This window comes from Allosphingosinicella sp., from assembly GCF_036387215.1.
Classification (GTDB): domain Bacteria; phylum Pseudomonadota; class Alphaproteobacteria; order Sphingomonadales; family Sphingomonadaceae; genus Allosphingosinicella.
Genome location: NZ_DASVUE010000093.1, coordinates 1 through 23,686, shown reverse-complemented (window position 1 = coordinate 23,686; position 23,686 = coordinate 1). Strand labels below are relative to the sequence as shown.

Genomic DNA, 23,686 nt, shown 5'->3' with positions numbered 1-23,686 from the left:
CCGCGCCGCAAGGACTGACATGAAGACGCTGACGCTGCTGCGCCACGCGAAATCGGCATGGGACGATCCCGTGCAGCGGGATTTCGACCGGCCGCTCAACGCGCGCGGCCGCCGCGCGGCCGAGACGATCGGGCGGGAGATGCGCGCGCTGGGGCTGGTCTTCGACAATGTCGTCGCCTCGCCGGCCGTGCGGGTGATCGAAACGCTGGAGGACGTCGCCAGGGGCTATGGCCGCTCGCTGGAGCCCGAGTTCGACAAGCGCATCTATCTTGCCTCGACGGACACGCTGCTGGACGTGATCCATGCCGCCGGCGACGGCGCGGAGCGGCTGCTGCTGGTGGGACACAATCCGGGGCTGGAGAAACTGGCGCTGCTGCTGACCCAAAGCGGCGAGCTGAGGGCGGAGGTCGCGATTAAATATCCGACGGCGACGCTGGCGGAGATCGAGCTGCCGATTGAGCGGTGGGCGGATATCTCGAGTGGAATCGGCACGTTATCGCGCTTCATCCGTCCGCGCGACCTCGATGCCGAACTGGGCCCGGACGAGGACAGCTACTAGCCCTCGTCGAGTGCTTCGCGGAGCGTCTGGCGGAGGGCTCGGAGGCGTTGGGCGGGGAAGTCGGAAGACGAGTTCGCCGGCGTCGGAGCGGCCGGCGCCATCAGGTCCTCGCCATCACCATGGGCGGCGCCATCGCCAGCGCCGGTCGAGAGAAGCTGCTGCACGCCCCGGATCGTATAGCCATCCTGGTTGAGGAGGCGGTGGATGCGGTGGGCAAGCGCCACGTCGGCCGGCCGGTAATAGCGGCGGTTGCCGGCGCGCTGCAGGGGGCGCAGCTGCGGAAATCGCGTTTCCCAATAGCGCAGGATATGTTGCGGAATCCCGAGGTCGTCGGCGAGCTCGCCGATGGTTCGGAAAGCCTGATCGCTCTTGCGGGTGGCCTCGGCCACGAAATCAGCCGCCGTTTACGATCCGCTCGCGCGTGATCTGGCTCGCGCGGAAGGTGAGGACCCGGCGCGGTGCGATCGGCACTTCGACGCCCGTCTTCGGATTGCGGCCGATCCGTTCGCCCTTGTCCCGAAGGATGAAGCTGCCGAAGCCCGAGATCTTCACATTCTGCCCTTCCGAAAGGGCGTGGCACATGTGGAAGAGGATGCGCTCGACGATGTTGGCCGACTCGGCGCGGGAGAGGCCGATCTCCCGGTGCACAACATCCGAGAGGTCCGCACGCGTAAGCGTTCCAACCTCCAGCTTCCTGATAGCACCAGCATCGGCCATGTGAGTCTCCCTCCCCCCGGGTAGAAGCGTAAAATACTAGTCCAGCTTGGACCTAAGCGCAATGGACCATTGCGGTTTTCCGCGGATTGGCTCGCTCAGTAGCGTAGAACGGCTGCGCCCCAAGTGAAACCGCCGCCCATCGCCTCGAGCACGAGCAGGTCGTCCTTTTTAACCCGTCCGTCGCGAACCGCGGTGTCGAGCGCGAGCGGGACCGAGGCTGCGGACGTGTTCGCATGCTGATCGACGGTGATGACGACGCGGTTCGGATCGATCCCGAGCTTCTTGGCGGTGGCATCGAGGATGCGCTTGTTGGCCTGGTGCGGCACGACCCAATCGACCTCGTCGCTTGTGTGGCCGGCTGCGGCGAGGACTTCGTTGAGGACGTCGGCGAGGTTCGTCACCGCGTGGCGGAACACTTCCTTGCCCTTCATCCGGAGCTTGCCGACCGTGCCGGTCGTCGAGACCCCGCCATCGACGAACAGGAGGTCGTTGTGGCGGCCGTCGGCGTGGAGCTTGGTAGCGAGTATGCCGCGGTCCTGCGCCTCCTCGGCCTTGAGGAGCAGGGCTCCGGCACCGTCGCCGAACAGGACGCAGGTCGCCCGGTCTTCGAAATCGAGGATTCGGCTGAAGGTCTCCGAGCCGATCACGAGCGCGTAATCGGCCATTTCGCCCTTCAGCATGTTGTCGGCCACCGAGAGCGCGTAGAGGAAGCCGGTGCAGACCGCCGCCACGTCGAACGCGATGCAGTCGTTGATGCCGAGTGCGGTTTGGACGCGCGTGGCGCTGGCGGGAAAAGTCTGGTCGGGCGTTGCGGTGGCGAGGACGATGAGGCCGACCTTCCCGGCATCGACGCCGGCGGCGGCGAGCGCCTTCCGGGCCGCTTCGGTGGCGAGCGTCGCCGTCGTCTCGCCGTCGCCGGCGAAGTGGCGCGCTTCGATGCCGGTGCGTTCGACTATCCACTCATGGGTGGTGTCGACGCCCTGATCGGCGAGCTGCTGGTTGGTCACGCGGCGCGGGGGCAGCGCCGAACCCGTCCCGACGATGACGGAGCGGCGGCTCATTTCGCGGCCATCGGCGTGCGGTGCGCCGAGACCCGCTCCAGATCCTCCGCGATCTTCCTGCTGAGGTCCTCGCGGACGAGGCGGGCCGCAACGCGAATCGCGTTGGCGATGCCCTTGGCATTCGCGCTGCCGTGGCTTTTGACCACGATGCCGTTGAGGCCGAGGAAGACGGCACCGTTGTGATTGTTCGGGTCGAGATGGTGCTTCAGCAGCTCGGTCGCCGGCCGCGAGATGAGGAAGCCGATCTTCGACCGTACCGAGCTCGTGAAGGCGCGGCGGAGGAGATCGGTGACGAAGCGGGCTGTGCCCTCGGCGGTCTTCAGCGCGATGTTGCCCGAGAAGCCGTCCGTGACGACGACGTCCACGTCGCCGCGGGAGAGCTTGTCCCCTTCGATGAAGCCGTCGAAGCGCATGCCGAGATAATCGGCGTCGCGAAGGATGGCAGCCGCATCCTTGAGCTCATCGGTGCCCTTCAGCTCCTCGGTACCGATGTTGAGGAGCTGCACGCGCGGCTTCTCAAGATCGAGTGCGATGCGCGCATAGGCAGCGCCCATCACAGCGAACTGGACGAGGTTCTGAGCGTCCGATTCGGTGTTGGCGCCGAGATCGAGCATCACGACGTCATTGTCGCCGAGCGTCGGCAGCAAGGCGGCAAGAGCAGGGCGATCGATACCCGGCATCGTGCGCAACGCGAGCTTGGACATGGCCATCAGAGCGCCGGTATTGCCGGCCGAGAGCGCGGCATTGGCCTCACCCGACTTCACGGCGGCGATGGCGCGGCCCATCGAGCTGGTCTTGGCGCGGCGGATCGCCTGGCTCGGCTTTTCGGTGCCGGCGATCACATCGTCGCAATGGACGATCTCGACCGCACCGGCGAGCGAAGGGTGCTTTTCGAGCTCAGGCTCGATCAGGGCCCTGTCGCCGAACATCAGGAAGCACAGGTCCGAGCGGCGCTCATGCGCGCGCGCGGCCCCTGCCAGCATCACCGCCGGCCCAGTATCGCCGCCCATCGCGTCGATTGCGATCCGCGGCGTAGCTGCCACCGGTTTCGCCTCCTGATGCCGTTAGGTCTTTAAGCCTCGACCGGCCGGATCTCGCGGCCATTATAATGGCCGCAGGCGGCGCAGAGGTTGTGCGGCAGGCGCAGCTCGCCGCAATTCGGGCATTCCTGATAATTGACCGGCTTCAGCGCATGATGGCTGCGGCGCATGTTGCGCTTAGAGGGCGACGTTTTTCTCTTAGGGACAGCCATCCTGGCACCTGTTCCAATAATCTCGAGTTCATGATGCGGGCGAGCAAGGGGCCACAGGAACGGCCCATACGGCCGCGGGCCTGGCGGCCGGGTGCTCGAAAGCGCTGCTGCCTATACCGAATTCCGGCGCGGTTGCAAGCGCCGCCGCATAGGGGCAAGTGGTGATGCGACAGGGGAGACGCAAGCCATGACGACATTGCCGATCACGCTTACCATCGCAGCCGCTGCGGCGCTGATCAACGTCTGGCTCGGCCTTCGGGTCAGCCACGTGCGGCGGCGGGACCGGGTGCTGATCGGCGACGAGGGGAATAGCCTGGTCGCGGCTCGAATGCGCGCGCACGCCAATTTTGTTGAATATGCGCCCTTCTTCCTGATCCTGCTCGGCCTCGTCGAAGCGTCGCGCGGCTCGGAGAGCTGGCTCTGGGTGGTGGCGATCCTCTTCATCCTGTCCCGCCTTGCGCATCCGTTCGGGATGGAGCGGCCTGCGCCGAATGTCCTCAGGATGGCCGGCATAGCGGTTACCTGGCTGTGCCTGCTGGGGCTCGCGGCCTACGCGCTTGCGATCCCCTACCTCGAACGCTCACGGCCGGCGCCGGTCTCCTATGCCTCGTCGGCACCGGGAGGCACGAAGCTGAGCTGAGCGAGCCGCCAGCTTCGCGCCGGATCGCCCGGCCAAAGGGAGGGGAGATCGATCGGCAGCTCCGGCGGGCGACCCGTCACCTGCGCCCTGATCACCCGCCCGGTCTCGCGAAGCCGCACTTGGCTGCCCGGGAACAGCCGCTCCAGCTCGTCCTTCAGCTCCTGCGCCTCCTCGGCGACCTCGTCCTTGTCGAGCCTCCGCGGCGCTCCGTCGATCAGCTCGGCGGACGAGGCACGAAGGCCAGTGATGCCGTCGTGGAGGATGCCCAGCGAGATCAAGCCCGCCGCGCCTGCATCCGCCCACCAGAAACCGAAGCCGATGCCGATCACGCCGCCGATTGCGGCCAGGCCCGTCATCCAGTCCGCCTTTTGCATGTCGGCGTCGGTGTGGAGCACCTTGTCGTTGATCCTCCGGGCGATCGGGAGCTTCAGCCGTCCGAGGATCATGGAGGGGATGGTGCTCCACAGAAGCACCGCTATCATCGGCCAGCCAAGCCAGACGTCGCGCCCTGACAGGCGGACTGTACCGATCGTCGCATGCTCCTTCGTCACCAGCGTGATCACGGCCTCTATGAGGAGATAGGCTCCCATAAGCGTCAGGGCGACGGCCGAGATCACGAAGGCGAGGCTGTTCACCCGGTCGAATCCGAACGGGAAAGGGTCGGTGGGCTCCTTGCGCTCCAGCCGGACTGAGAGGAGGTAGACGATCGGCGGGATGAAACCGAGCATGTCCTCGATCCAGACCGTCTTCATGGCCTGGCTTGATCCCATCACCAGGAACATCAGCGGGACGACGGTCAGCACCCAGGCGATCGTCCAATATTCGAGCTTCTCGCCCTTCCGGATGCCGGCCTCGACCTCTGCCGGATAATGCCACTTCATCCTTTCTCGGCCCCGGCATTCCGAGCTTCGGCTTCGAGGACGCCGATCCAGGCATTCTCTCCGTTGCGCGCGGCAGCGATCAGGTGGAACTCGGCCTTCTTGTGCTTCTCGATCCGCAGCGGCGGGCCGAAGCTGACGAGGCTCTTCCACGGGCTTGCCTTCTCGAAGCGGCCGATGACGAGGTCGATCTCGCCTTCTTCGAGCCGGTTCAGCAGCGGCTCCGAATCCCCGATCTCTATCAGGGGCCTTGCCCCGGAGGCGGCTGACACGCGCTGCAGGAGTATCCTGGCCTTCGGGTCCAGAGTGGCTTCGTCGAGCGGCGCGACGAGGCCAACGCGGAACGCCCGCTCCGCCCGGATGCGCTGAAGCGTCCCCTCCGGATCCTTGGGGAATTCACCGCAGGAGGAGGCCGCAAGCAGTGCGAGGCACAAGGCAAGGCGCCAGTTCATTTCGGAGGCAGAACGCTTCCGCCTCCGTTCGCGTTCCTCAGGCCCCTGCCAGCACTCGGTCCGCGACGAAGTGGTTGGTGCGCCGCTCGTGTCCGAAATTGCTCATCGGTCCATGTCCGGGGATGAAGGCGGTGTCGTCCCCGAGGGGCCAGAGCTTGGTGACGATCGCCTGGATAAGGTCGTCATGGTTGCTCATCGGGAAGTCGGTGCGGCCGATCGAACCCTGGAACAGCACGTCGCCGACCAATGCCAGCTTCGAGGGCGGATGGTGGAAAACCACGTGGCCCGGCGTATGGCCCGGACAGTGATAGACGTCGAAGCTGAGGTCGCCCACCGTCACCTGGTCGCCCTCGGCCAGCCAGCGGTCCGGCTCGAACACCCTGGCGCGAATGCCGTAGGAGCGGCCGTCATCCTCCAGCCGCGCGATCCAGAAGCGGTCGGCCTCCTGCGGACCTTCGATCGGCACGCCCAGCTCCTCGGCAAGGATCCCGGCGCCGCCGCAATGGTCGATATGGCCGTGGGTGAGGATCAGCTTCTCGATCGTTACGTTCTGCGACTTGGCGGCCGCCTTCAGCCGGTCGAGATCGCCGCCCGGGTCGACAAACGCGCCCTTCATCGTCCTCGTGCACCAGAGCAAGGTGCAATTCTGCTGGAGCGGCGTCACCGGGATGATCGCGGCTTTCATCGGGGGCAGGTCCATGGCCACGCAAATGGGCGGCTCGGGAAGGGAATGCAACCGCAGGCGCGGCGAGCGGGCTTAGCTCGCGGGAGCGGCGGCCGATCCGCGATGGATCTGGATGCCGAGCGACTCGGAGGCAGCCGGCTCTTCGGCGGCGGCGGTTGCGACCGGAGCCGGCGCGGCGGGCGCCGACGCGGGCGTTCCGCGATGGATCCGAACCTCGGGGGTGGCGCCGCGCCATTTGCGGACGCCGTGTTCCATCTCCGCCACCGCGGCGGCGATCTCGACCGGAGCCTGCTCCGCGATCGCCTGCAGCTCCGCGCCGCCAGGCTCCACGCCGGCATAGCGCTCCGTAAAGGCGGCCGCGCTGCCGCCGCTTCCGGGGAAGCGATAGAAGACGTGCGCTCCGACCACCGCGGCCCTGACAAGGCTCGGCGCCCAATAGGGATAGATAGCGGTCGTGTGATAGTGGGTGGCGTTGCCCACCGGGGCGTAAACCTCGCCGGAAAGCGCCTCGGCGGCGATCCGGCGGGCGCGGGCCCAGGCGTAGATTGCCGGGCGGCGCGCCAGCGAGCCGTCGCAGGTGAAGGTGAACTGGCAGCCGGTGCTGAGGTGCGAGCCCTGGTAGACGACGCCGCAGACGCTGTTCGGATAGGAAGGGTGCCGCACCCTGTTCAGCACCACCTGGGCGACCGCGCGCTGGCCGTCTTCGCTCTCGGACGCCGCTTCGTAATAGATGGCCTGCGTGAGGCAATCGAGCGAGCGCAGCCGGTCTTCCTCCGTCCGCGCTTCAGCCAGGAACGGCCGGGCGGGCGCGGCGGCGGCCTCGAACACCCGATAGGGCATGCCGGGGTCCAGCTTCGCCCATTCCGGCGTAGGAAGTGCCCCTGCGGCGGCAGTCGGCGGGGCAGCGGCCGGCGCAGCGGCAGCAATGGTCGGTTGGAGCCCGTGGGCCGGAACGCAGGAAGCGGCCGCAAGCAGCAGCGGCCCCGTCATCAGCGCTCGTTTCTGGGAAACCCCCAGCAGCATCGATCTTCCCCGCCCGTTGGTCCACGGCCGGCGGTAACCCTGCTTGGTAAGGATCAGGTTAATTCGGGGCGCGCGCCCTCAGGCCGGCTGGAGCGACACGAACCTGTCCGTGCTGACGGTGAGGCGGCCGCAAAGGCTCGGCAGCGGGAAGGGGCGCCCTTCCGCCGCGTAGCTTTCGAGCGTCGTCTCGAGCACTCGGCGCGCTTCGTCGCACGCTTCGTCGATGTCGCGGCCCATGGCCATCGCCTCCGGCAGGTCGGGAATGGTCGCGATGACCATGCCGTCATAGCGGTCGGCGAGCTGCAAGGAATAAGTGAGCATACCGGCCTCCTAAATAAGGGATCCACGCAGCCTCAAGCCACTGGCGCGGTACGCAAATGCCGGCGGAGCGGCGGCTCCTTCCGACAAAGTTGTAGATGATGATGCCAACGCGCGAAGGCGAGTCCCGGCGCCCCGTTTGGGCGCAGCCGGAACTCGTTTCGGCGTGAAAATGGCTGCTGCTATTTTCCCTGCAAGGCGGGAGGATAAGTCGTATCCGGAGCGTCTGTGAAGCAGGTCAGCAAGTTCCTGGCGCTCATTCTCCGGCACCGGCCCGAGGTCGGCGGGCTTACGCTCGACCCGCAGGGGTGGGCGGATGCGGATGAGGTGATTGCCGCGGTGGCGAAGCAATTCGGCGGCTTCGATCGGGCGCGGCTGGAAGAGCTCGTTCGAACCAATGACAAACGTCGTTATGCATTCGACGAGAGCGGCACCCGGATCAGGGCCAGCCAGGGGCACAGCATTGCCGTGGATCTTGATCTCGAGCCGATCGAGCCGCCGCCGTTGCTGTATCACGGCACGGCAATGCGCTTTCTAGAGCCGATCCTGCGCGAGGGGCTGATGAAGGGGCGGAGACAGCACGTTCACCTTAGCGCTGACGCTGAAACGGCCCTGAAGGTCGGCGCTCGGAGAGGCGGGGAGACGGTCGTGCTGGAGGTTCGCAGCGGGGAGATGAAGGAGCACGCCTTCTTCCTCAGCGCGAACGGCGTCTGGCTTACCGGCCACGTGCCGCCGGGCTATCTCCGGCCGCTCAGCACTCCACGACGTTGACGGCGAGGCCGCCGAGGCTGGTCTCCTTATAGCGCTCGTTCATGTCGAGGCCGGTCTTGCGCATCGTCTCGATCACCTGATCGAGGCTGACGAGGTGGGAGCCATCGCCGACAAGCGCCAGCCGCGCCGCTTCGATGGCCTTAATCGCGCCGACGGCATTCCGCTCGATGCAGGGGACCTGGACGAGTCCGGCGACTGGATCGCAGGTGAGGCCGAGATTATGCTCCATGCCGATCTCGGCCGCATTTTCGACCTGCGCGGGAGTGCCTCCCAAAGCTGCGGTGAGGCCGGCGGCAGCCATCGAGCAGGCGACGCCCACCTCGCCCTGGCAGCCGACTTCTGCGCCTGAGATGGAGGCATTCTCCTTGAACAGCGACCCGATCGCCGCGGCGGTGAGGAGGAAGGTCTGGACGCCCTCCTCGTTCGCCCGCGGAGTGAAGCGCTGATAGTAGCGGAGGATCGCAGGCACGATGCCGGCGGCGCCGTTGGTCGGCGCGGTGACGACGCGGCCGCCGGCGGCATTCTCTTCGTTGACCGCCAGTGCCCAGAGATTGACCCAGTCGAGCACCGTTAGCGGGTCCTGAAGCGTCCGCTCCGCGCGCTCCATCAGCAGCCGGTGGAGGCCCGGCGCCCGCCGCTTCACCTTGAGCCCGCCCGGAAGGATGCCGTCGATCACGATGCCACGGTCGATGCAGCGGGACATGGCATCGACGATCGCCGCCAGACGGCGGTTTATCTCTTCGTCGGAAAAACTGGCTTGCTCGTTGGCGCGGGCAACATCAGCGATGCTCAGCCCCTCGCGCCCCGTGATCTCGAGCAGCTCGTCTGCGGAATGATAATTATAGGGGATGTCCCAGGCGCCCTCGGGCGGCGCGTTGCGGGCGATCGCCTCTTCATCGACGATCGCTCCGCCCCCGACGGAATAATAGATCTTGCTCTCCAGCTCGGCTCCTGATCCGTCCAGGGCAATGAAGCGCATGCCGTTCGAATGATGCGGCAGCCGCTCGCGCTGCAGGAAGCGCATGTCGGCGCGTTCGTCGAACGCGATCTCGTGCCGCCCCGCCAGGAGCAGCGTCCCGGTCGCGCGGATGCGGTCGATCATGATGTCGGCCTCGTCGGGATCCAGGCTATGCGGCCGCTGCCCGGAGAGCCCGAGCAGCACCGCCCGGTCGGTGGCGTGGCCCTTGCCGGTGAGCGCGAGTGAGCCGTAGAGGTCCGCCTCCACCCGCGCGGTGGCGTCCAGAAGCGCTTTTTCCGCCAGCATCTCGACAAAGTCGCACGCGGCCGTCATCGGACCCATGGTGTGCGAACTCGAAGGGCCGACCCCGATCTTGAACAGATCGAAGACACTGGAAACCACGGACATTCTCCTGATCTGCCCTTTTTTCCGGGGCTTGGCCGCAAATGGGCCTCAAGACGGCATAAGGCAAGCGCGGCGCAGTGGCTGAGGCGGGCGCGCCCTTCGTGCTGCTGGACGATGCTTCGGGGGCGGGAGCGGGGCTGCTCTGCCGCAATCCGGTGGAGGTCATCGAGGCGCGGGTGCCTTCGGAGGTGCTCCCGGCGCTGGAGCGGCTGCGCCAGGCTTCCGGCGCAGGGCTGCACTGCGCAGGCTTCATCGCTTACGAGGGCGGGCACGCGCTGGAAGCGAAGCTTGCCCCCTTAGGTGGCGCGTTGCCCGCGGGTAGGCCGCCCCTGCTGTGGTTCGGCCTGTTCAGGAGCGCCGAAGAGGTTGCGGTGGAGGAACTGCTGCCGGACCCAGGCGGGGCCTGGGCGGGCGCGCCGAAGCCGCTGATCGAGCGCAACGCCTACGAGGCTGCGGTGCGCCAAGCGATCGATCACATCGAGGCGGGCGACATCTACCAGGCGAACCTCACCTTCCAGGCTGAGGTGAGGGTCGCGGGCGCGCCGCTCGCGCTGTATGCGGGCCTCAGGCGGCGGTCGAAGGCAGCGCACGGCGGCGTCGTCTTCACCGGCGCGCACTGGCTGCTCTCCTGCTCGCCCGAGCTCTTCTTCACGCTCGAGCAGGGCAGGCTCACGACGCGCCCCATGAAAGGTACTGCCGCTCGCACCGGGGACGATATGGCGACCGTCGAGGCGCTTCGGCAGGACCCGAAGCAGCGCGCCGAGAATCTGATGATCGTCGACCTCCTCCGCAACGATCTGTCGCGCGTATCGAAGCCGGGGACTGTGAAGGTCCCGGCGCTGTTCGAAGTCGAGACTTACCCGACAGTCCACCAGATGACATCCACGGTGGTGTCTGAGCTGGAGGAGGGGCTCGATGCTATCGACGTACTCCAGGCGATCTTCCCCTGCGGTTCGGTGACGGGGGCTCCGAAGATCCGCGCCATGCAGGTGATACACGCTCTCGAGGCGGGCCCGCGCGGCGCCTATACCGGATCGATCGGCCGGCTCACGCCCGATGGTGATGCCGCTTTCAATGTTGCAATCCGCACCCTGACGTTGGAAGCGGGCGGGAGCCGGGCGCTGATGGGCCTCGGCTCGGGGATAGTGGCCGACAGCCGCGCCGGCGAGGAATGGCGCGAATGTTTGGCGAAGGGAGCGTTTGTGAGCGATCCGGACCGAAGCTTCGATCTGATCGAGACCATGCGCTTCGATCCCCACGAGGGCGTGGTCGACATCGAGCGGCATCTCGCCCGCATGAAGCGCAGCGCCGATGCGCTCGGCTTCGTCTTCGACCGCCACGGTGCGCGGAACGAGCTTCAGGCGGCGACCTTTCGCCTCCGCGAGCCGAAGAAGCTGCGGTTGCTGCTGTCCGGGACAGGCGCCGTCGCGATCGAGGTGCGGGCGCTGCCGAAGCCGCCTTCAGGCGCAGTGAAGACGGCGCTGGCGCCGCTTCCCGTCTCCGCTGACGACTTCCGCCTCAACCACAAGACCAGCGACCGCGCCTTCTATGATGAGGCGCGCGCGGCGGCGGGCGCGTTCGAGGTGGTCTTCGAGGATGAAGCGGGCTTCATCACCGAAGGAAGCTTCACCCACGTCTTCGTGCGGAGGGGAGGCGTGCTCGTGACGCCGCCGCTCGGGCGCGGGTTGCTCCCCGGCATCCTGCGCGAGCGGCTGATCGCGAGCGGGGAAGCGGTGGAAGGCGATCTCGTCGCCGCCGATCTCGTTTCGGGCTTCTACATCGGCAATGCGGTCCGCGGCCTCATCCCGGCGGTGCTTCCCTCCTAGCGTATCGGGATCGCTGCCAGGGCCAGTGCCCCTCGATCTCAACTTCCAGCGAGAAGCTCAGGAAGGTGCGGATCAGCACGATACCGGCAAGCACCGCAAGGCTGTCCAGGGTCGGCTCGATAGCCACCGTGTTGACGATGTCGGCGGCGACGAGGAACTCGAGCCCGAGCAGGATCGCCCGCCCCAGGCTGGAGCGGAAATCGCCGACGATCTGCTCCTTCGGCTGGTTGTTCATCAGCTTCAGGAGGAAGACGAGCAACGCAGCGATCGCGCCTATGACGATGATGGCGATGCCGGTCACCTCCACTGCGCGCGTGACCCAGCGGATCCCCGTCATGAGCGTTTCGTCCATGCGCCTCTCCTTGCGCGAGGAGAACGGCACCGAGCGGGCTTGGTTGCGGGTGCATCTTCACAGCCGGTTCAGCGTATCTCCTCCACACGTGGCGCACGGAGGATTTGATGATCGACAGACGCACCTTGCTGGGCGCCGGCGGCGCTTCGCTGATCGGCGGCATCGCCTTGTTCGGGTCGACGCGCGGCTCGGAGGCCCGGGCGGCGAATTTCGAGGTGAAGCTCTCGGAAGCCGAGTGGAAGAAGCGCCTCCCGCCCGAGCGCTATGCGGTGCTGCGGCAGGAGAATACCGAACGCTCCGGCTCCAGCCCCCTCAACAAGGAGAAGCGGAAGGGCACCTATGTCTGCGCCGGCTGCGGGCTGCCGCTCTATTCGTCCGCGACCAAGTTCGAGAGCGGCACCGGCTGGCCGAGCTTCTGGAAGCCGCTCCCCAACGCGATCGGCACCCGCAAGGACAACAGTCTCTTCTTCACCCGTACCGAAGTGCATTGCCGCCGCTGCGGCGGCCATCTGGGGCACGTGTTCGACGATGGCCCGAAGCCGACCGGCCTTCGCTACTGCATGAACGGCCTGGCGATGAACTTCCGCCCGGCCTGAGCCGTCAGGCCGCGAGCGGAAAGCGGAGCAGCCGGTCCGCCACCGGCACCAGTGCCTGCGCCTGAGCATCGGCGCCGACGGCGCGGACGATTTCCGGATGCGTCGCGTCGAGCCCGCCCGTCAGCGCTCCGAAGGCCGGCAGAATGAGCTTCCGCTCGGTCGCGACGAAGCAGCGTCGGGAGAGCTTCCGGCCACGGTGCGTGATCCTCAGCTTCGGGTGGAAATGCCCGGAAAGCTCCGGCCGGGCCTCGGCGGGATCCGCTTCGTGGCGAAGGATCAGTCCGTCCACCTCCGCCTCCTCTACGATCTCGCCGCCGCAATGGTCGGCGAAGCCAGGATCGTGGTTTCCCGTGATCCAGGTCCAGCGTGTCCTGGCGGTGAGCGCGCTTAGCATTTCGCGCGCCCGCGCCGGCAGCCGGTCGCAGCCGTGCCGGTCGTGGAAGCTGTCGCCGAGACACCAGATTTCCGATGGCTGAGTCGCCGCGGCCAGAGCCGTAAGATCGCTCAGCGTCGCGATCGAATCGTAGGGCGGAAGCATTTGCCCCAGCCTTGCGAACCAGCTTGCCTTTTCGAGGTGCAGATCGGCGACCAGCAACGCGTGGCGGGAGGGCCAGTAAAGCGCCCCCTGCGCCAGCGCCATCAGCTCATGTCCTGCGAACGAAAAGCGAACCATCTGCCCCTGCTACTGGGGGGCGAAAGCCGGTTCAAGCGGCGGCGTCTCAGGCCTCGACGATTTTCTCGAGCGCCTGATAGCCGGATTGCTGCGGCTGTGCGGGTGCCGCTTCGGGCGGCGTCGTCGCGTAGAAGAGGATGGCGCCCGCGACGAAGCCCTGCGTGACCAGCAAGATCGGGTTCTGCAGCTTCTTCTTGAGGTTCATCATCGTCTTCGTCCCTGTGGCTCTTCTTGTGCGGGCCGTGTTCCGGTCTGCTCCAGTGCGCCTAAACGAGAGATGAATCCTCGGCATGAAGCGTTCGACAAAAGTGCGATCCGCCGCGACCAATCTGCGAACATGAAAAAACCGGCGCCGGAAGGTCCCGGCGCCGGTTCGAAAGAAGCGGGAGCCTCGCTTAGGCGGCTTCGCTTTCGCGGGTCTCGATCTGCTCCTGCCGGTCGTTCGAAGCGTCGATCGTCTGGCTGGAGCCGCCGTTGATCTCGATCTTGCGGGGCTTCATGGCCTCCGGGATTTCGCGGACGAGCTCGATCGAGAGCAGGCCGTCGCGAAGCTCGGCATTCTCGACCCGGACGAAGTCGGCGAGCTCGAAGCGCCGCTCGAACGCGCGGGTGGCGATGCCGACGTGCAGGAAGTTGCCGTCCTTGTTCCGGTTCTCAGCCTTCCGGCCGGTGATCACCAGCAGGTTCTGGCGCGCAGTGATGTCGATCTCGTTCTGCCTGAACCCGGCGACCGCCAGCGTGATGCGGTAGCTGTCGTCGCTCACCTTCTCGATGTCGAAGGGCGGGTAATTATCCTGTTCCGCGCGGCTGGCGTTTTCAAGGAAATCGAACAGCCGGTCGAAGCCGACGGTCGAACGGCGATAAGGCGAAAAATCGAATGCGGTCCTCATGATCCATGTCCTCCTTATGAAGCAACATCTTCGAAGGGGCGGATCGGGCGATGCGCCCCTCAAAACTGGCCGGAAACTGCCAAAAAGTCTTCCGACGGCGGAGATCTAGGAATCGATTTTCCGGGCTTCAAGAGGTGGTTTCGTGAGCTTTTCGAGCAGCGATCTGCTCTTCCACGGCGGCTGCGAGCTGGGCCAGCGTGAAGGGCTTCCGAAGCACCGGAACGTCCGGTCCCAGCGCCGCCTCCAGCTGGTCCGTCTCCGCATAGCCGGTGACGAACACGATCGGCAGGTCCGGCCGCAGCTTCCGCGCCGCGCGCGCGACCTCGGCGCCGTTCATTCCCGGCATCGCATAGTCGAGGAGGACGAGGTCAGGAGGGCCGCGTTCAAGCTCCGCTAGCCCGCTCTCGCCGTCCTCGGCCTCTGTCGCGCCATAGCCCAGGCTCTGGAGCGAATCCGCCAGGAATGCGCGAACGTCGGTGTCGTCGTCGATGACGAGCACCTTCGCTCCGCGGGATGCCGCTACTGTAACGGACGGCCCGTTCTCGGGTTTCTCCTGGCGCTCGGCGGCTTCGGGTGCGGCGGCGGCGGGCATCAGCAGGCGCACGACGGTCCCGGTGCCCAGCTCGCTTTCGATGCGGATGGTGCCGCCAGACTGGCGGGCAATCCCATAGACCTGGGCCAGGCCGAGACCTGTGCCCTTGCCAAGCGGCTTGGTGGAGAAGAACGGCTCGATGGCGCGGGCGATGACGTCCGGCGGCATTCCCTCGCCCGTGTCGGCGACGGAGACGCAGATATAGTCTCCCGGCTCCAGCTCGGCATCGGAGGAGACGGACATCCGCCCCGTCGAGATGGTCAGGGTGCCGCCCTCCGGCATCGCATCTCGGCCGTTGATGGCGAGGTTCAGGATCGCGTTCTCGAGCTGGTTCGGATCGCACATGCCGTGCCGCACCTCCGGGTCCAGCCGTGTCTCGATGGCGACATTCCTGCCGATCGTATGCCGGAGGAGCTCCTGCATATTGGCGATGACTTCGTTCACGGCGACCGGGGCCATGCTGATCCGCTGGATCCGCGAAAAAGCGAGCAGCTGCCCAGTGAGTTTCGCGCCGCGGCGGGCGGATTCGAGCGCGGTCTCTGCGATCCGCTTCATCCGTTCGTCGGTTGCGCGGGAGGCGATGATCTCAAGGCCGCCCATGATCGGCGTCAGCAGATTGTTGAAATCGTGCGCGATGCCGCCGGTGAGCTGCCCGACCGCCTCCATCTTCTGCGCCTGCCGAAGCGCTTCCTCGGCGCGGAGCCGATCGCTCACCTCCGCCTGGAGCCGGTCGAGGGCTGCGGTAAGGTCCGCGGTCCGCTCCGCCACCCGCCGTTCGAGCGTGTCGTTCATCTCGCGCAGCTTGCGCTCGGCTTCCTTGGACGCCGTGATGTCATGGGCGACGCCGATGAAGCCGATATGCTCGCCGCCGGGTCCCCAGCGTGGCTGCGATTCCGACCGGATCCAGTGCCATTCGCCGTCCCCGGCGCGGTAGCGGCCTTCGAGCACGAACGGCTTCAGGGTCGCCTCGCCGGCGATCGATTCGCTGACGATGCGATCGGCGTCATCCGGGTGGATGATGCTCCTCCAGTCGAAATCGACCGCTTCCTCGTAGGTGATGCCCAGAAATTCGACATAGGCGCGGTTGACGAAGCTGCGCTTCCTGTCGAGCCGCGTCACCCACATCGGCACCGGCGCGGAATCGGCGATCAGCCGGAACCGTTCCTCGCTCTCGCGAAGCGCGAGTTCGGCTTGATGAAGCTCGGTGACGTCGCTGCCCTGGGCGAAGATGCCGGTCACCTTGCCCTTCGCATCCGTGATCGGCTGGAAAACGAAGTCGAGCAGCCGTTCCTCGGGCTCCGCCCCGGCATGGCGCCGGAGCCGCAGCGGCCGCGCTCGTCCCGTAACAGCCTTTCCGGTCTGGTAGACGTGGTCGAGCAGGCTGAAGAATTGCTGACCCTCAAGCTCCGGAAACGCCTCGCGCGCCGTCCGCCCGATCAGGTCCCGTTCGCCCACCAGCCGCAGGTATGACGGGTTCACCATTTCGAAGACGTGGTCCGGCCCCTTCGACAGCGCCATGAAGCCCGGCGCCTGATCGAAAAGCTGCTGCAGCCGCTCGGTGTCGAGTGCCTTTCCGGCCATTATTTACTCAGCGCTTCCCCGCCGCCTGCCGTTCCGCCTGGCGCAGGAGCCGCAAGGTGTTGCCGCTCCAGATCTTCTCGATGTCCGCTTCGCTATAGCCCGCCTGCCGAAGCCGGGCGGTGATCATCGGAAGGCCCGAAATGTCCTTCATGTCCGTAAGGCCGCCGCCGCCGTCCCAATCGGCGCCGATGCCGACATGATCGATCCCCATCACTTTCACGGCGTGGAACAGGCTGCGCATGAACAGGTCGAGATTGGCAAGCGCCCTCGGGCTCTGAGCGTCGAGTGCCGCCTTGTCGGCGATCAGCCGGCGGCGCTGGTCGGCGTTCAGCGTCTCCCATTGCTCCTGCCTCTTCTCGATCTCGTCGCGGGCGGGCACCGACTGCGTCGGCACCAGGAACAGCGTGTTCATCTGCATGACGCCGCCCGATTTCGCGAGCTTGCGCATGAGGTCGTCGGGGATGTTCCGCGGATGATCGAACATCGCATCCGGCCCGTGGTGCGAAAGGATGATCGGAGTCTTCGAAAGCTGGATCATCTGCTCGATGGCCGTATCCGAGCTGTGGCTTCCGTCGATCACCATCCCAAGGCGGTTCATCTCCGCGACCCATTCCCGCCCAAGCGGGCTGAGGCCCCGGTGGATCGGATCGCCACGCGCGCTGTCGGCGAACTGGTTGCTGCCGTTATGCACCGGCCCCGCCATCCGGACGCCGAGGCGGTAGAAGGTCGAAAGCAGCGAGACGTCGGTGCCGAGCGGATAGCTGTTCTCGATCGACTGGAACGCGATCCTCTTGCCCTCGCGGTGCAGCCGCAACGCGTCGTCGGCGGTATAGGCGAAGCCGATCTTGTCGCTATTGGCTGCGACCACGCGCTGGATCGCCGCGGCGCGCAGCAGCGCACCCTCGCGCGCCTTCGCGAAGCCCTCGGGCGTCAGTGGTCCCTGCGCGGTGTAGATGACGAAGAAGCCGCCATCGAGACCGCCCAGCTGCATGCGCGGGATGTCAACCTGGCTGTTGTCCCAATCCACATCGTGCCACTCGTCGAACTTCCAGCCGGGCCGCTCGAACAGCACCGGGGTGTCGAGATGGGTGTCGAGGGTGAGGATCCGCTCGTGGAGCAGCCGGTCGGTCTGCGAGACCGAATTCTGCGCGGCGGCGGGAACCGCAAGCGCGAGCGCGAGCGCCGGGATGTGGGCCAATCTCATTTTCCCTCCTGTTTCGCGCAGCATGGAAGCCGTTGGCGGCTTAGGCAAGCGGCGGCGGAACTCTTCGGCTCCCAACGCCTTTGAGCGCGAAATAGGCGGGAGCTTCCATGAACGATGCAGCGATCGGCGCGCGCGCGCCGGCAAAGGGTCCGGGCGACATTCCCGCTCAGGGATGGAAACAGGTCCTTATCCGTACCTACAAGGAGTCCGACAGGGACAATGTCGGCATCATCGCGGCGGGCGTTGCATTTTATGCCTTTCTCGCTTTCGTGCCGCTGCTCGGGGCGCTGGTGCTGGTCTACGGGCTGGTGGCCGAGCCCTCCTCCGTCGTCCAGCACATGCAGGCGATGACGGCGATGATGCCGGCGGACGCGGCCAAGATCATCGGCGAGCAGCTGCTGACGGTGAGCCAGACCGCGGCCGGCAAGAAGGGGCTCGGGCTGCTCGTTGCCCTCCTGCTCTCGATCTACGGCGCAATGCGCGGCTCGAGCGCGATCGTCACCGCGCTCAACGTCGTCTACAATGTCGAGGAGGGCCGCGGCTTCATCAGGACGACCTTGATTGCAGTCGCCCTGACGATCGGCGCCTTGCTGGCCATGCTGGTGGCAATCATCGGCATCTCCGTGATCGGCTATGTCGAGGATCTGCTGCCTTTCTCGTCCCCCGCCGTCCACGTCGTGCTGAAGATCGGCTTCTGGATCGCAGCCGCCGCGGCGATCGCGACCCTCGTGGCGCTCATCTACCGCTACGCGCCCAACCGGCCGAAGGCGAAATGGCAGTGGCTGTCGCCGGGATCGATCGCCGCAACTCTGCTGTGGGTGGCCGCGACGGTCGGGTTCGGCTTCTACGTTTCGAACTTCGGCAGCTACAACGCCACCTACGGCTCGCTCGGCGCGGTGGTCGTCTTTTTGACGTGGCTCTATTTAACCGCCTACATCCTCCTCATGGGCGGCGAACTCAATGCGGAGCTGGAAAAGCAAACGACCTGCGAGACGGTCGAGACTTGATGGACTGGAGCCTGATCGGCACGGCGACGGGGGCAAGCGCTGCGGCCGGTCTGGCGACCGCCGCCGGTGCGCTCCCGGTGTTGGCGGTGAGGAGGATTTCGCAGCGGTTGCAGAGTGGCTTCCTCGGATTCGCAGCCGGAGTCATGCTGGCGGCGTCGTTCTTCTCCCTGATTCTGCCCGGTTTGGAGGCGGTTGCGCAGCGGGGCGGCAATGCGGTGATGGCGGCGGGGATCGTCGGCGGAGCGATTCTGCTCGGAGCGGTCACGCTCCAGCTCATCAATCAGCACGCGCCGCACGAACATTTCATCATCGGACCCAATCAGGGCGCGGTAACGTCGCAAATGCAGCGCATCTGGCTGTTCGTGATCGCGATCACGCTCCATAACTTCCCGGAAGGGCTCGCCGTGGGGGTCAGCTTCGGCGGCGGCAACATGACGAACGGCACCGCGACCGCGGTCGGGATCGGCCTCCAGAACGTGCCGGAGGGCCTCGCGGTCGCGGTCTCGCTCGCCTCCGTCGGCTACAGCCGGGGCTTCTCGTTCCTGGCGGCGCTTGCGACGGGGCTGGTGGAGCCGGTCGGCGGTTTCCTCGGCATCGCCGCGGTCACCTATTCCTCGATCCTGCTCCCTTGGGGCCTCGGCTTCGCGGCGGGAGCGATGATCTGGGTGGTGAGCTCCGAGATCATTCCCGAAACGCACCGGGAAGGGCAGCAGAATTCGGCGACGACGGCCCTCATGGGCGGGCTCGTGCTGATGCTGTTCCTCGACTGGACGCTCGGCTAGCCCTGCCAGCGGAGCACGAACTCCCTCAGCGCGCGAGCGTCGTGAAGCGCGTTGTGAGGAACCCTGCTGACGGCCGCGGTGCTGAAGCCGGGGCTGCTCACGAATTCGAACTTGAGGTTGCCGACCGGCGCCATGTCTCCCGCATCCGTGACCAGAAGCGAGCAGAAATGGGCGATGTCCTCAGGCCAGTCGGCGACGATCAGCGGATCATGGTCGTGCGCGAGATAGGCCGCGACTTCGGACGCCGCCTGCCGCCGCGGCATCGGCCCCGAGCTCAATCCCGGCGGGACCGAGTTGAGGTACGGGACGACATGGCGCTCCACCCAGGGATGGAGCGGCTCGGGGAGCGGCAGCAAGGCGTAGAATTCCTGATCGCCATGCTCGGGAACCAGCGCGACGCTGATCAGCTCGCCGCCGAAGCCGTTGAATTCCGTGTCGAGGAAATAGCGCATGAAGCTGGACGCTATTCTCCTTTCGCCCCTAAGTGTCCACCTGTAACGCAGCAGGAAATCGCGCATTCCCATGACATCCCACTCCACCGATCGCCGCAGGTTCCTCGGCGGCGCAGCGGCCGGCGCCGCATTCCTGTCCTCCGCTCTTGCGCGTGCCGCCGGGGACGACATGGCGACGGTGCGCGCCGCCGTGGCGGCCGGGCATGACGACACGGTCCGGCGGCTCCAGGACTGGATCGCACACCCCACCATCGCGGCCGAGCAGCTGAACGTTGAGGGCGGCGCCGATTACATGGCCCGTCTCGCCCGCGATGCCGGCTTCCAGAAGGTGCAGAAGGTGCCCACGAAGGGTGTGCCGGGCGTGTTCGCGACGCTCGATGCCGGGGCGAAGCGCTGGGTCGGCCTCTATTTCATGTATGACGTGAAGCAGTTCGATCCCGCCGAATGGTCGCACCCGCCGCTCGAGGGGCGGCTGGTCGATCGCCCCGGCACAGGCAAGGTGATCGTGGGCCGTGGCGCCGTGAACCAGAAGGGGCCGCAGACAGCCTTCCTCGCAGCGCTTCACGCGCTTCGGGCGGCCGGCAAGAAGCCGCCGGTGAACCTCGTCCTGGTCGCCGAGGGCGAGGAGGAGATCGGATCCCCACACTTCCCCGAGATCGTCCGGCGGCCGGACGTGCTTGCGGCGCTCAAGAAATGCCAGGGCATCTTCATGCCGTCGGCGGGGCAGGGGCCGAACGGCAGCGCGAGCATTTCGCTCGGCGCCAAGGGGGTCATCGAGCTGGAGCTCGTGTCGAGCGGCGAGAAATGGGGCCGCGGGCCGGCAAAGGACGTGCATTCGAGCCTCAAGGCGCAGGTCGACAGCCCGGTCTGGCACCTCGTCCAGGCGCTCAACACGCTCGTGGAGGCGGACGGCAACACGCCGGCGATCCCCGGCTGGTTCGAGAAGGTCCGTCCGCTGACGGCGCGCGAGCGGGCGCTGGTGGCCGAAAGCGCGCGCAACCGGAACGAAGCGGACGCGAAGCGGTCCCTTGGCGTCCAGCGCTGGATAGGCGACCTCCCCTGGCAGGAGGCGCTGGAGCGGCTGGTCTCGCAGCCGACGGTCAATATCGAGGGGCTGGTCGCCGGCTATACCGGCCCCGGCGGCAAGACCGTGCTTCCTGCGCGGGCGGTGGCGAAGCTCGATCTGAGGCTGGTGCCGAACATGACGGTGGAGGACTGCCTGGCGAAGCTCAGGGCGCATCTTGCAAGCCGCGGCTTCGGAGATATCGAAGTGAATGTGAGCGGCGGCTACGACCCCACCGAGACGGCGGAGGACAGCCGCATCATCCGCTCCCAGCAGGCGGTCTTCACACGCGCCGGCATCCCCTACGCGCTGACGCCGCGCAACGCGGGATCATGGCCGGGCTACGTCTTCACCGGCCCGCCGCTCGGCCTCCCTGCCGGGCAGTTCGGCTTCGGCACCGGCGCGGGCGCCCATGCGCCCAACGAATATTATGTGATCGAGAGTCTCGGCCCGGCCGTCGCCGGCATTGACGGCGCGACGATGGGCTATGTCGACTTTCTCTACGAGATGGCGGCGATCAAGTAGCGGCGGCGCTCATTCCTGCTCTCCGGAATCGAGCGGGCGCGGCTTGCCGTTCTCGTCCAGCGCCACATAGGTGAAGACGCCCTCCGTCACCTTCTCCGGGTCCTTGCCCCCGCGCGAGCGGGTCCAGGTCTCGATCTTCACCTGGATCGAGGCCTTGCCCTCGTCCTCGGTGAAGCAGAAGCAGCTCACCTCGTCGCCGACCGAGATCGGGTGGAGGAACTTCATCGCATCGATCGCGACCGTTGCGACGCGGCCCCCGGCGCGCTCGGCAGCCATCGTCGCTCCGGCGAGGTCCATCTGGGACAGGGTCCACCCGCCGAATATGTCGCCGGACGGATTGGCATCCCGCGGCATTGCGATCGTTCGGAGGTGCGCCTCTCCGGGCGGCTTCGGCATTTTCTCGTCAGTCATGGCCGCCCAACGCGCCTCTTGCCCCGGAGTGCCTCCAGCTGCGCACCCCCGGGCGACATTGGCCTTGACGGGATGAGCGGCAACGGCACAGCTGCAAGGGTGCAGCGGCAGGTGATCTCGAACGTCCAGGTCCTGCGCTTCTTCGCGGCCTTCAGCGTGCTCTTGCGTCACTCGGCCTATCTGCTGATCCCGACAACCTCGGTCTTCTGGCTGTTCCCCTGGTCGGCGGGGGTCGACATCTTCTTCGTGATCAGCGGCTTCATCATGGCGCGGCTCACGCACGGGCAGTTCGGAAAACCGGGAGTGGCCGGTACCTTCCTTCTGCGCAGGGCCGTCCGCATCGTGCCGCCCTACTGGTTCTTCACCACGCTGATGATCGCCGCGGCGCTGCTCGCAAGCGCGGAGGTGCGGAACGCCACCCTTCAGCCCGCCCAGATCCTGACGTCCTACGGCTTCATCCCGTGGCCGCGCGGCGACGGCGAGCTTAATCCGATCCTCTCGCAGGGGTGGACGCTAAACTACGAGGCCTTCTTCTACCTCGCTTTCGCGGCCTGCCTGCTGTTCCGACGAGGTCTCGCCCTGCTGGCCGCGGGATTTGCCGCGCTCGTCCTCCTGCATCCGTTGGTTCCGAAGGACTGGTTCGCACTCTACTTCCTGTCGGCCCCGATCATCCTCGAGTTCCTCGGCGGCATCGGCATCGCCCTCCTCTATCTGAGGGGCGTGCGGCTGCCCCTGTGGGGTTCATTGCTTTGCGCGGCCTGCGCAGTCGCGGCTTTCCTCGTGCTGCGGCAAGTCGGGCTGCCGGAGGGGCGGTTCCTGTTCTTCGGCGTTCCCGCCATCCTCGTCTGCGCCAGCCTGATCCTCCGGCCCGAGCCGGAGTGCCCCGGGCCGATCCGGAGGGCGCTCCAGGCGGGTGGCGATGCGTCTTATACGATTTACCTGTCGCACACCTTCACCATCCATGCCGCTGCGATCCTTTGGCGCCGGCTTGGATTCGAGCTCCCTTGGTTAGGGGTCGCACTGGAGGTGGCGATCTCCATCGCCGCGGCCCTGCTCTTCTATCGCCTTGCCGAGAGGCCGTTCACGCACCTTCTGGAGCGGCGGTTCGGCATGCGGCCCAGCCGCGGCGTCCAGGCCGTCGCGCCCTAGTCGATCCGCATCGCGATGTCGGCGAGGCTTTCCGCCTCGATCAGCAGCTGATCGTCGGCGGTTCCCATCGCCATCCGCTCGCGGCCGATGATCGTGAGGACCGGGACCGCCATCGGCGACACCCGGTCGAGTTCGACATGGAGCATCGTCTCCTGCGCGCGGTCCAGCAGGCGGGCGAGGCGCCCGACATCTGTCATTTTCTCGCGGGCGTCGGCCCACGCGGCCTTCAGCAGCAGGTGATCGGGCTCGTAGCGGCGCAGCACGTCGTAGATGAGGTCGGTCGAGAAAGTGACCTGCTTTCCCGTCTTGCGCTTGCCGGGATGATGACGATCGACGAGGCCGCCGATCACTGCAACTTCCCGGAACGCACGCTTCAGGAGGTGCGAGCCCTCCACCCAGTCGACGAACTCCTTTTCGAGGATGTCCGCCGAGAAGAGCGAAGCGGGATCCATGATCGGCTCAAGACCATAGCAGGCGAGGGCATAATCGTTGGCGACAAAGCCCAATGGCTTCAGCCCTGCGGTCTCCATCCGCCGCGTGATCAGCATTCCCAGCGACTGGTTCGCGTTCCAGCCTTCGAAGCTGTACGCGGCCATGTAATTCACGCCCTCGTGCGGAAACGTTTCGACGAGCAGCTGATCAGGGGCGGGGAGGGCGGAGCGATAGTCCTGGATCCGGAGCCAATCCTGCACCGGATCGGGGAAGCGCGGCCATTGGTCGCGGTCGTGGAGGAAAGCCCGGACGCGGTCGGCGAGATGGGTCGTGATCGCGAGCCGGGCGCCCATATAGGTTGGGATACGGGCCGATTTGCTCGTCGCCTTGACGATGAGGTCGATGCCGTCGATCCGCTCCACCTCCAGGACG

29 protein-coding genes are annotated in these 23,686 nt (G+C 66.5%); 9 read left to right on the top strand and 20 right to left on the bottom strand.

Annotated elements, in window-relative coordinates; genetic code table 11:
• Positions 1-19: 19 nt before the first annotated feature.
• Positions 20-559 carry a SixA phosphatase family protein gene (locus VF662_RS04255; RefSeq protein ID WP_464138036.1) on the top strand — a complete coding sequence of 180 codons (540 nt, stop codon included), beginning with the start codon at positions 20-22 and terminating at the stop codon, positions 557-559.
• Here VF662_RS04255 and VF662_RS04250 read toward each other — a convergent pair.
• The 5 genes from VF662_RS04250 to rpmF all read right to left on the bottom strand — a co-directional run bounded on the left by VF662_RS04250 (position 556) and on the right by rpmF (position 3,589).
• Positions 556-948 (bottom strand): MerR family transcriptional regulator, encoded by a 393-nt coding sequence (locus VF662_RS04250; protein ID WP_464138035.1) that lies wholly within the window; start codon positions 946-948, stop codon positions 556-558. The two genes, VF662_RS04255 and VF662_RS04250, sit on opposite strands and share 4 nt — an antisense overlap.
• A gap of 4 nt (positions 949-952) precedes the next feature.
• On the bottom strand, positions 953-1,276 hold the full coding sequence (locus tag VF662_RS04245) for an integration host factor subunit alpha (RefSeq protein ID WP_464138033.1): 324 nt from the start codon (positions 1,274-1,276) through the stop codon (positions 953-955).
• Positions 1,277-1,371: 95 nt separating this feature from the next.
• Positions 1,372-2,337: a beta-ketoacyl-ACP synthase III gene (locus tag VF662_RS04240; RefSeq protein ID WP_464138032.1), complete on the bottom strand. Its 966-nt coding sequence runs from the start codon at positions 2,335-2,337 to the stop codon at positions 1,372-1,374.
• Positions 2,334-3,380, bottom strand: a complete 1,047-nt coding sequence (gene plsX / locus VF662_RS04235) for a phosphate acyltransferase PlsX (protein WP_464138030.1) — start codon at positions 3,378-3,380, stop codon at positions 2,334-2,336. Before plsX ends, VF662_RS04240 begins: the two co-directional genes overlap by 4 nt.
• A 29-nt stretch (positions 3,381-3,409) precedes the next feature.
• Positions 3,410-3,589, bottom strand: a complete 180-nt coding sequence (gene rpmF, locus VF662_RS04230; protein WP_464138029.1) for a 50S ribosomal protein L32 — start codon at positions 3,587-3,589, stop codon at positions 3,410-3,412.
• Between the two features lie 187 nt (positions 3,590-3,776).
• On the opposite strand from rpmF, the gene VF662_RS04225 reads away from it, so the two are divergent.
• Positions 3,777-4,229, top strand: coding sequence for an MAPEG family protein (locus VF662_RS04225; RefSeq protein WP_464138028.1), 453 nt, complete (start codon positions 3,777-3,779; stop codon positions 4,227-4,229).
• Here VF662_RS04225 and VF662_RS04220 read toward each other — a convergent pair.
• From VF662_RS04220 to VF662_RS04200, 5 genes are all read right to left on the bottom strand, one after another.
• Positions 4,190-5,110, bottom strand: coding sequence for a cation diffusion facilitator family transporter (locus VF662_RS04220; RefSeq protein ID WP_464138026.1), 921 nt, complete (start codon positions 5,108-5,110; stop codon positions 4,190-4,192). The genes VF662_RS04225 and VF662_RS04220 overlap by 40 nt on opposite strands.
• A complete protein-coding gene (locus VF662_RS04215) occupies positions 5,107-5,559 on the bottom strand; it encodes a hypothetical protein (protein ID WP_464138024.1) in 453 nt (150 codons plus the stop codon). Before VF662_RS04215 ends, VF662_RS04220 begins: the two co-directional genes overlap by 4 nt.
• 37 nt (positions 5,560-5,596) lie before the next feature.
• Positions 5,597-6,259, bottom strand: a complete 663-nt coding sequence (locus VF662_RS04210; protein WP_464138022.1) for an MBL fold metallo-hydrolase — start codon at positions 6,257-6,259, stop codon at positions 5,597-5,599.
• 57 nt (positions 6,260-6,316) lie between these two features.
• Positions 6,317-7,234, bottom strand: a complete 918-nt coding sequence (locus VF662_RS04205) for a cell wall hydrolase (RefSeq protein ID WP_464138020.1) — start codon at positions 7,232-7,234, stop codon at positions 6,317-6,319.
• Between the two features lie 111 nt (positions 7,235-7,345).
• Positions 7,346-7,588 carry a type II toxin-antitoxin system HicB family antitoxin gene (locus VF662_RS04200; protein ID WP_464138018.1) on the bottom strand — a complete coding sequence of 81 codons (243 nt, stop codon included), beginning with the start codon at positions 7,586-7,588 and terminating at the stop codon, positions 7,346-7,348.
• A 225-nt stretch (positions 7,589-7,813) separates the two neighbouring features.
• On the opposite strand from VF662_RS04200, the gene VF662_RS04195 reads away from it, so the two are divergent.
• Positions 7,814-8,356, top strand: a complete 543-nt coding sequence (locus VF662_RS04195) for an RNA 2'-phosphotransferase (protein ID WP_464138015.1) — start codon at positions 7,814-7,816, stop codon at positions 8,354-8,356.
• On the opposite strand, the gene VF662_RS04190 is transcribed toward VF662_RS04195, so the two are convergent.
• Positions 8,337-9,716 carry an L-serine ammonia-lyase gene (locus VF662_RS04190; protein ID WP_464138013.1) on the bottom strand — a complete coding sequence of 460 codons (1,380 nt, stop codon included), beginning with the start codon at positions 9,714-9,716 and terminating at the stop codon, positions 8,337-8,339. The two genes, VF662_RS04195 and VF662_RS04190, sit on opposite strands and share 20 nt — an antisense overlap.
• A gap of 80 nt (positions 9,717-9,796) precedes the next feature.
• Between VF662_RS04190 and pabB the strand changes: the two genes are divergently transcribed.
• On the top strand, positions 9,797-11,545 hold the full coding sequence (pabB, locus tag VF662_RS04185) for an aminodeoxychorismate synthase component I (RefSeq protein ID WP_464138011.1): 1,749 nt from the start codon (positions 9,797-9,799) through the stop codon (positions 11,543-11,545).
• Here pabB and VF662_RS04180 read toward each other — a convergent pair.
• Entirely contained in the window at positions 11,520-11,897 is a 378-nt protein-coding gene (locus tag VF662_RS04180) for a DUF1622 domain-containing protein (protein WP_464138009.1), read from the bottom strand. The genes pabB and VF662_RS04180 overlap by 26 nt on opposite strands.
• Positions 11,898-12,004: 107 nt before the next feature.
• On the opposite strand from VF662_RS04180, the gene msrB reads away from it, so the two are divergent.
• Positions 12,005-12,493, top strand: coding sequence for a peptide-methionine (R)-S-oxide reductase MsrB (msrB, locus tag VF662_RS04175; RefSeq protein ID WP_464138007.1), 489 nt, complete (start codon positions 12,005-12,007; stop codon positions 12,491-12,493).
• Between the two features lie 4 nt (positions 12,494-12,497).
• Here the strand turns inward: msrB and pdeM are convergent, their stop codons facing one another.
• The 5 genes from pdeM to VF662_RS04150 form a co-directional block, all read right to left on the bottom strand.
• Positions 12,498-13,166, bottom strand: a complete 669-nt coding sequence (gene pdeM, locus VF662_RS04170) for a ligase-associated DNA damage response endonuclease PdeM (protein ID WP_464138005.1) — start codon at positions 13,164-13,166, stop codon at positions 12,498-12,500.
• A 46-nt stretch (positions 13,167-13,212) separates the two neighbouring features.
• The gene (locus tag VF662_RS04165) at positions 13,213-13,374 is read right to left on the bottom strand and encodes a hypothetical protein (protein WP_464138003.1); all 162 of its coding nucleotides are present in this window, start codon (positions 13,372-13,374) and stop codon (positions 13,213-13,215) included.
• 187 nt (positions 13,375-13,561) lie between these two features.
• Entirely contained in the window at positions 13,562-14,056 is a 495-nt protein-coding gene (locus VF662_RS04160; protein ID WP_464138001.1) for an Hsp20 family protein, read from the bottom strand.
• 127 nt (positions 14,057-14,183) lie between these two features.
• Positions 14,184-16,229, bottom strand: a complete 2,046-nt coding sequence (locus tag VF662_RS04155; protein ID WP_464137999.1) for a PAS domain S-box protein — start codon at positions 16,227-16,229, stop codon at positions 14,184-14,186.
• Between the two features lie 7 nt (positions 16,230-16,236).
• Complete coding sequence (locus tag VF662_RS04150) at positions 16,237-17,433, bottom strand: dipeptidase (RefSeq protein WP_464137997.1); 1,197 nt, start codon at positions 17,431-17,433, stop codon at positions 16,237-16,239.
• A 107-nt stretch (positions 17,434-17,540) separates the two neighbouring features.
• Here VF662_RS04150 and VF662_RS04145 point away from each other — a divergent pair, with 107 nt between their 5' ends.
• A complete protein-coding gene (locus VF662_RS04145) occupies positions 17,541-18,440 on the top strand; it encodes a YihY/virulence factor BrkB family protein (RefSeq protein ID WP_464137995.1) in 900 nt (299 codons plus the stop codon).
• Complete coding sequence (locus VF662_RS04140; protein WP_464137993.1) at positions 18,440-19,222, top strand: ZIP family metal transporter; 783 nt, start codon at positions 18,440-18,442, stop codon at positions 19,220-19,222. The genes VF662_RS04145 and VF662_RS04140 overlap by 1 nt, the downstream gene beginning before the upstream one ends.
• On the opposite strand, the gene VF662_RS04135 is transcribed toward VF662_RS04140, so the two are convergent.
• Complete coding sequence (locus VF662_RS04135; RefSeq protein ID WP_464137991.1) at positions 19,219-19,674, bottom strand: hypothetical protein; 456 nt, start codon at positions 19,672-19,674, stop codon at positions 19,219-19,221. The two genes, VF662_RS04140 and VF662_RS04135, sit on opposite strands and share 4 nt — an antisense overlap.
• Before the next feature lie 70 nt (positions 19,675-19,744).
• Between VF662_RS04135 and VF662_RS04130 the strand changes: the two genes are divergently transcribed.
• The gene (locus VF662_RS04130) at positions 19,745-21,262 is read left to right on the top strand and encodes a M20/M25/M40 family metallo-hydrolase (protein ID WP_464137989.1); all 1,518 of its coding nucleotides are present in this window, start codon (positions 19,745-19,747) and stop codon (positions 21,260-21,262) included.
• A gap of 9 nt (positions 21,263-21,271) precedes the next feature.
• Here the strand turns inward: VF662_RS04130 and VF662_RS04125 are convergent, their stop codons facing one another.
• Positions 21,272-21,673: an acyl-CoA thioesterase gene (locus VF662_RS04125; RefSeq protein ID WP_464137987.1), complete on the bottom strand. Its 402-nt coding sequence runs from the start codon at positions 21,671-21,673 to the stop codon at positions 21,272-21,274.
• 72 nt (positions 21,674-21,745) lie between these two features.
• Between VF662_RS04125 and VF662_RS04120 the strand changes: the two genes are divergently transcribed.
• Complete coding sequence (locus VF662_RS04120) at positions 21,746-22,822, top strand: acyltransferase family protein (protein WP_464137985.1); 1,077 nt, start codon at positions 21,746-21,748, stop codon at positions 22,820-22,822.
• Here the strand turns inward: VF662_RS04120 and VF662_RS04115 are convergent.
• Positions 22,819-23,686 (bottom strand): DEAD/DEAH box helicase family protein (locus VF662_RS04115; protein WP_464137984.1); only part of this gene is annotated, 868 nt, incomplete at its 5' end. The genes VF662_RS04120 and VF662_RS04115 overlap by 4 nt on opposite strands.

What these genes read in the sequence shown, in the direction of transcription:
- VF662_RS04255 (WP_464138036.1), top strand. Translation starts at nt 20, where the DNA reads ATGAAGACGCTGACGCTGCTGCGCCACGCGAAATCGGCATGGGACGAT.
- VF662_RS04245 (WP_464138033.1), bottom strand. Translation starts at nt 1,276, where the DNA reads ATGGCCGATGCTGGTGCTATCAGGAAGCTGGAGGTTGGAACGCTTACG.
- VF662_RS04240 (WP_464138032.1), bottom strand. Translation starts at nt 2,337, where the DNA reads ATGAGCCGCCGCTCCGTCATCGTCGGGACGGGTTCGGCGCTGCCCCCG.
- rpmF (WP_464138029.1), bottom strand. Translation starts at nt 3,589, where the DNA reads ATGGCTGTCCCTAAGAGAAAAACGTCGCCCTCTAAGCGCAACATGCGC.
- VF662_RS04225 (WP_464138028.1), top strand. Translation starts at nt 3,777, where the DNA reads ATGACGACATTGCCGATCACGCTTACCATCGCAGCCGCTGCGGCGCTG.
- VF662_RS04220 (WP_464138026.1), bottom strand. Translation starts at nt 5,110, where the DNA reads ATGAAGTGGCATTATCCGGCAGAGGTCGAGGCCGGCATCCGGAAGGGC.
- VF662_RS04215 (WP_464138024.1), bottom strand. Translation starts at nt 5,559, where the DNA reads ATGAACTGGCGCCTTGCCTTGTGCCTCGCACTGCTTGCGGCCTCCTCC.
- VF662_RS04210 (WP_464138022.1), bottom strand. Translation starts at nt 6,259, where the DNA reads ATGGACCTGCCCCCGATGAAAGCCGCGATCATCCCGGTGACGCCGCTC.
- VF662_RS04205 (WP_464138020.1), bottom strand. Translation starts at nt 7,234, where the DNA reads ATGACGGGGCCGCTGCTGCTTGCGGCCGCTTCCTGCGTTCCGGCCCAC.
- VF662_RS04200 (WP_464138018.1), bottom strand. Translation starts at nt 7,588, where the DNA reads ATGCTCACTTATTCCTTGCAGCTCGCCGACCGCTATGACGGCATGGTC.
- VF662_RS04180 (WP_464138009.1), bottom strand. Translation starts at nt 11,897, where the DNA reads ATGGACGAAACGCTCATGACGGGGATCCGCTGGGTCACGCGCGCAGTG.
- msrB (WP_464138007.1), top strand. Translation starts at nt 12,005, where the DNA reads ATGATCGACAGACGCACCTTGCTGGGCGCCGGCGGCGCTTCGCTGATC.
- pdeM (WP_464138005.1), bottom strand. Translation starts at nt 13,166, where the DNA reads ATGGTTCGCTTTTCGTTCGCAGGACATGAGCTGATGGCGCTGGCGCAG.
- VF662_RS04165 (WP_464138003.1), bottom strand. Translation starts at nt 13,374, where the DNA reads ATGATGAACCTCAAGAAGAAGCTGCAGAACCCGATCTTGCTGGTCACG.
- VF662_RS04160 (WP_464138001.1), bottom strand. Translation starts at nt 14,056, where the DNA reads ATGAGGACCGCATTCGATTTTTCGCCTTATCGCCGTTCGACCGTCGGC.
- VF662_RS04155 (WP_464137999.1), bottom strand. Translation starts at nt 16,229, where the DNA reads ATGGCCGGAAAGGCACTCGACACCGAGCGGCTGCAGCAGCTTTTCGAT.
- VF662_RS04150 (WP_464137997.1), bottom strand. Translation starts at nt 17,433, where the DNA reads ATGAGATTGGCCCACATCCCGGCGCTCGCGCTCGCGCTTGCGGTTCCC.
- VF662_RS04145 (WP_464137995.1), top strand. Translation starts at nt 17,541, where the DNA reads ATGAACGATGCAGCGATCGGCGCGCGCGCGCCGGCAAAGGGTCCGGGC.
- VF662_RS04140 (WP_464137993.1), top strand. Translation starts at nt 18,440, where the DNA reads ATGGACTGGAGCCTGATCGGCACGGCGACGGGGGCAAGCGCTGCGGCC.
- VF662_RS04135 (WP_464137991.1), bottom strand. Translation starts at nt 19,674, where the DNA reads ATGCGCTATTTCCTCGACACGGAATTCAACGGCTTCGGCGGCGAGCTG.
- VF662_RS04130 (WP_464137989.1), top strand. Translation starts at nt 19,745, where the DNA reads ATGACATCCCACTCCACCGATCGCCGCAGGTTCCTCGGCGGCGCAGCG.
- VF662_RS04125 (WP_464137987.1), bottom strand. Translation starts at nt 21,673, where the DNA reads ATGACTGACGAGAAAATGCCGAAGCCGCCCGGAGAGGCGCACCTCCGA.
- VF662_RS04120 (WP_464137985.1), top strand. Translation starts at nt 21,746, where the DNA reads ATGAGCGGCAACGGCACAGCTGCAAGGGTGCAGCGGCAGGTGATCTCG.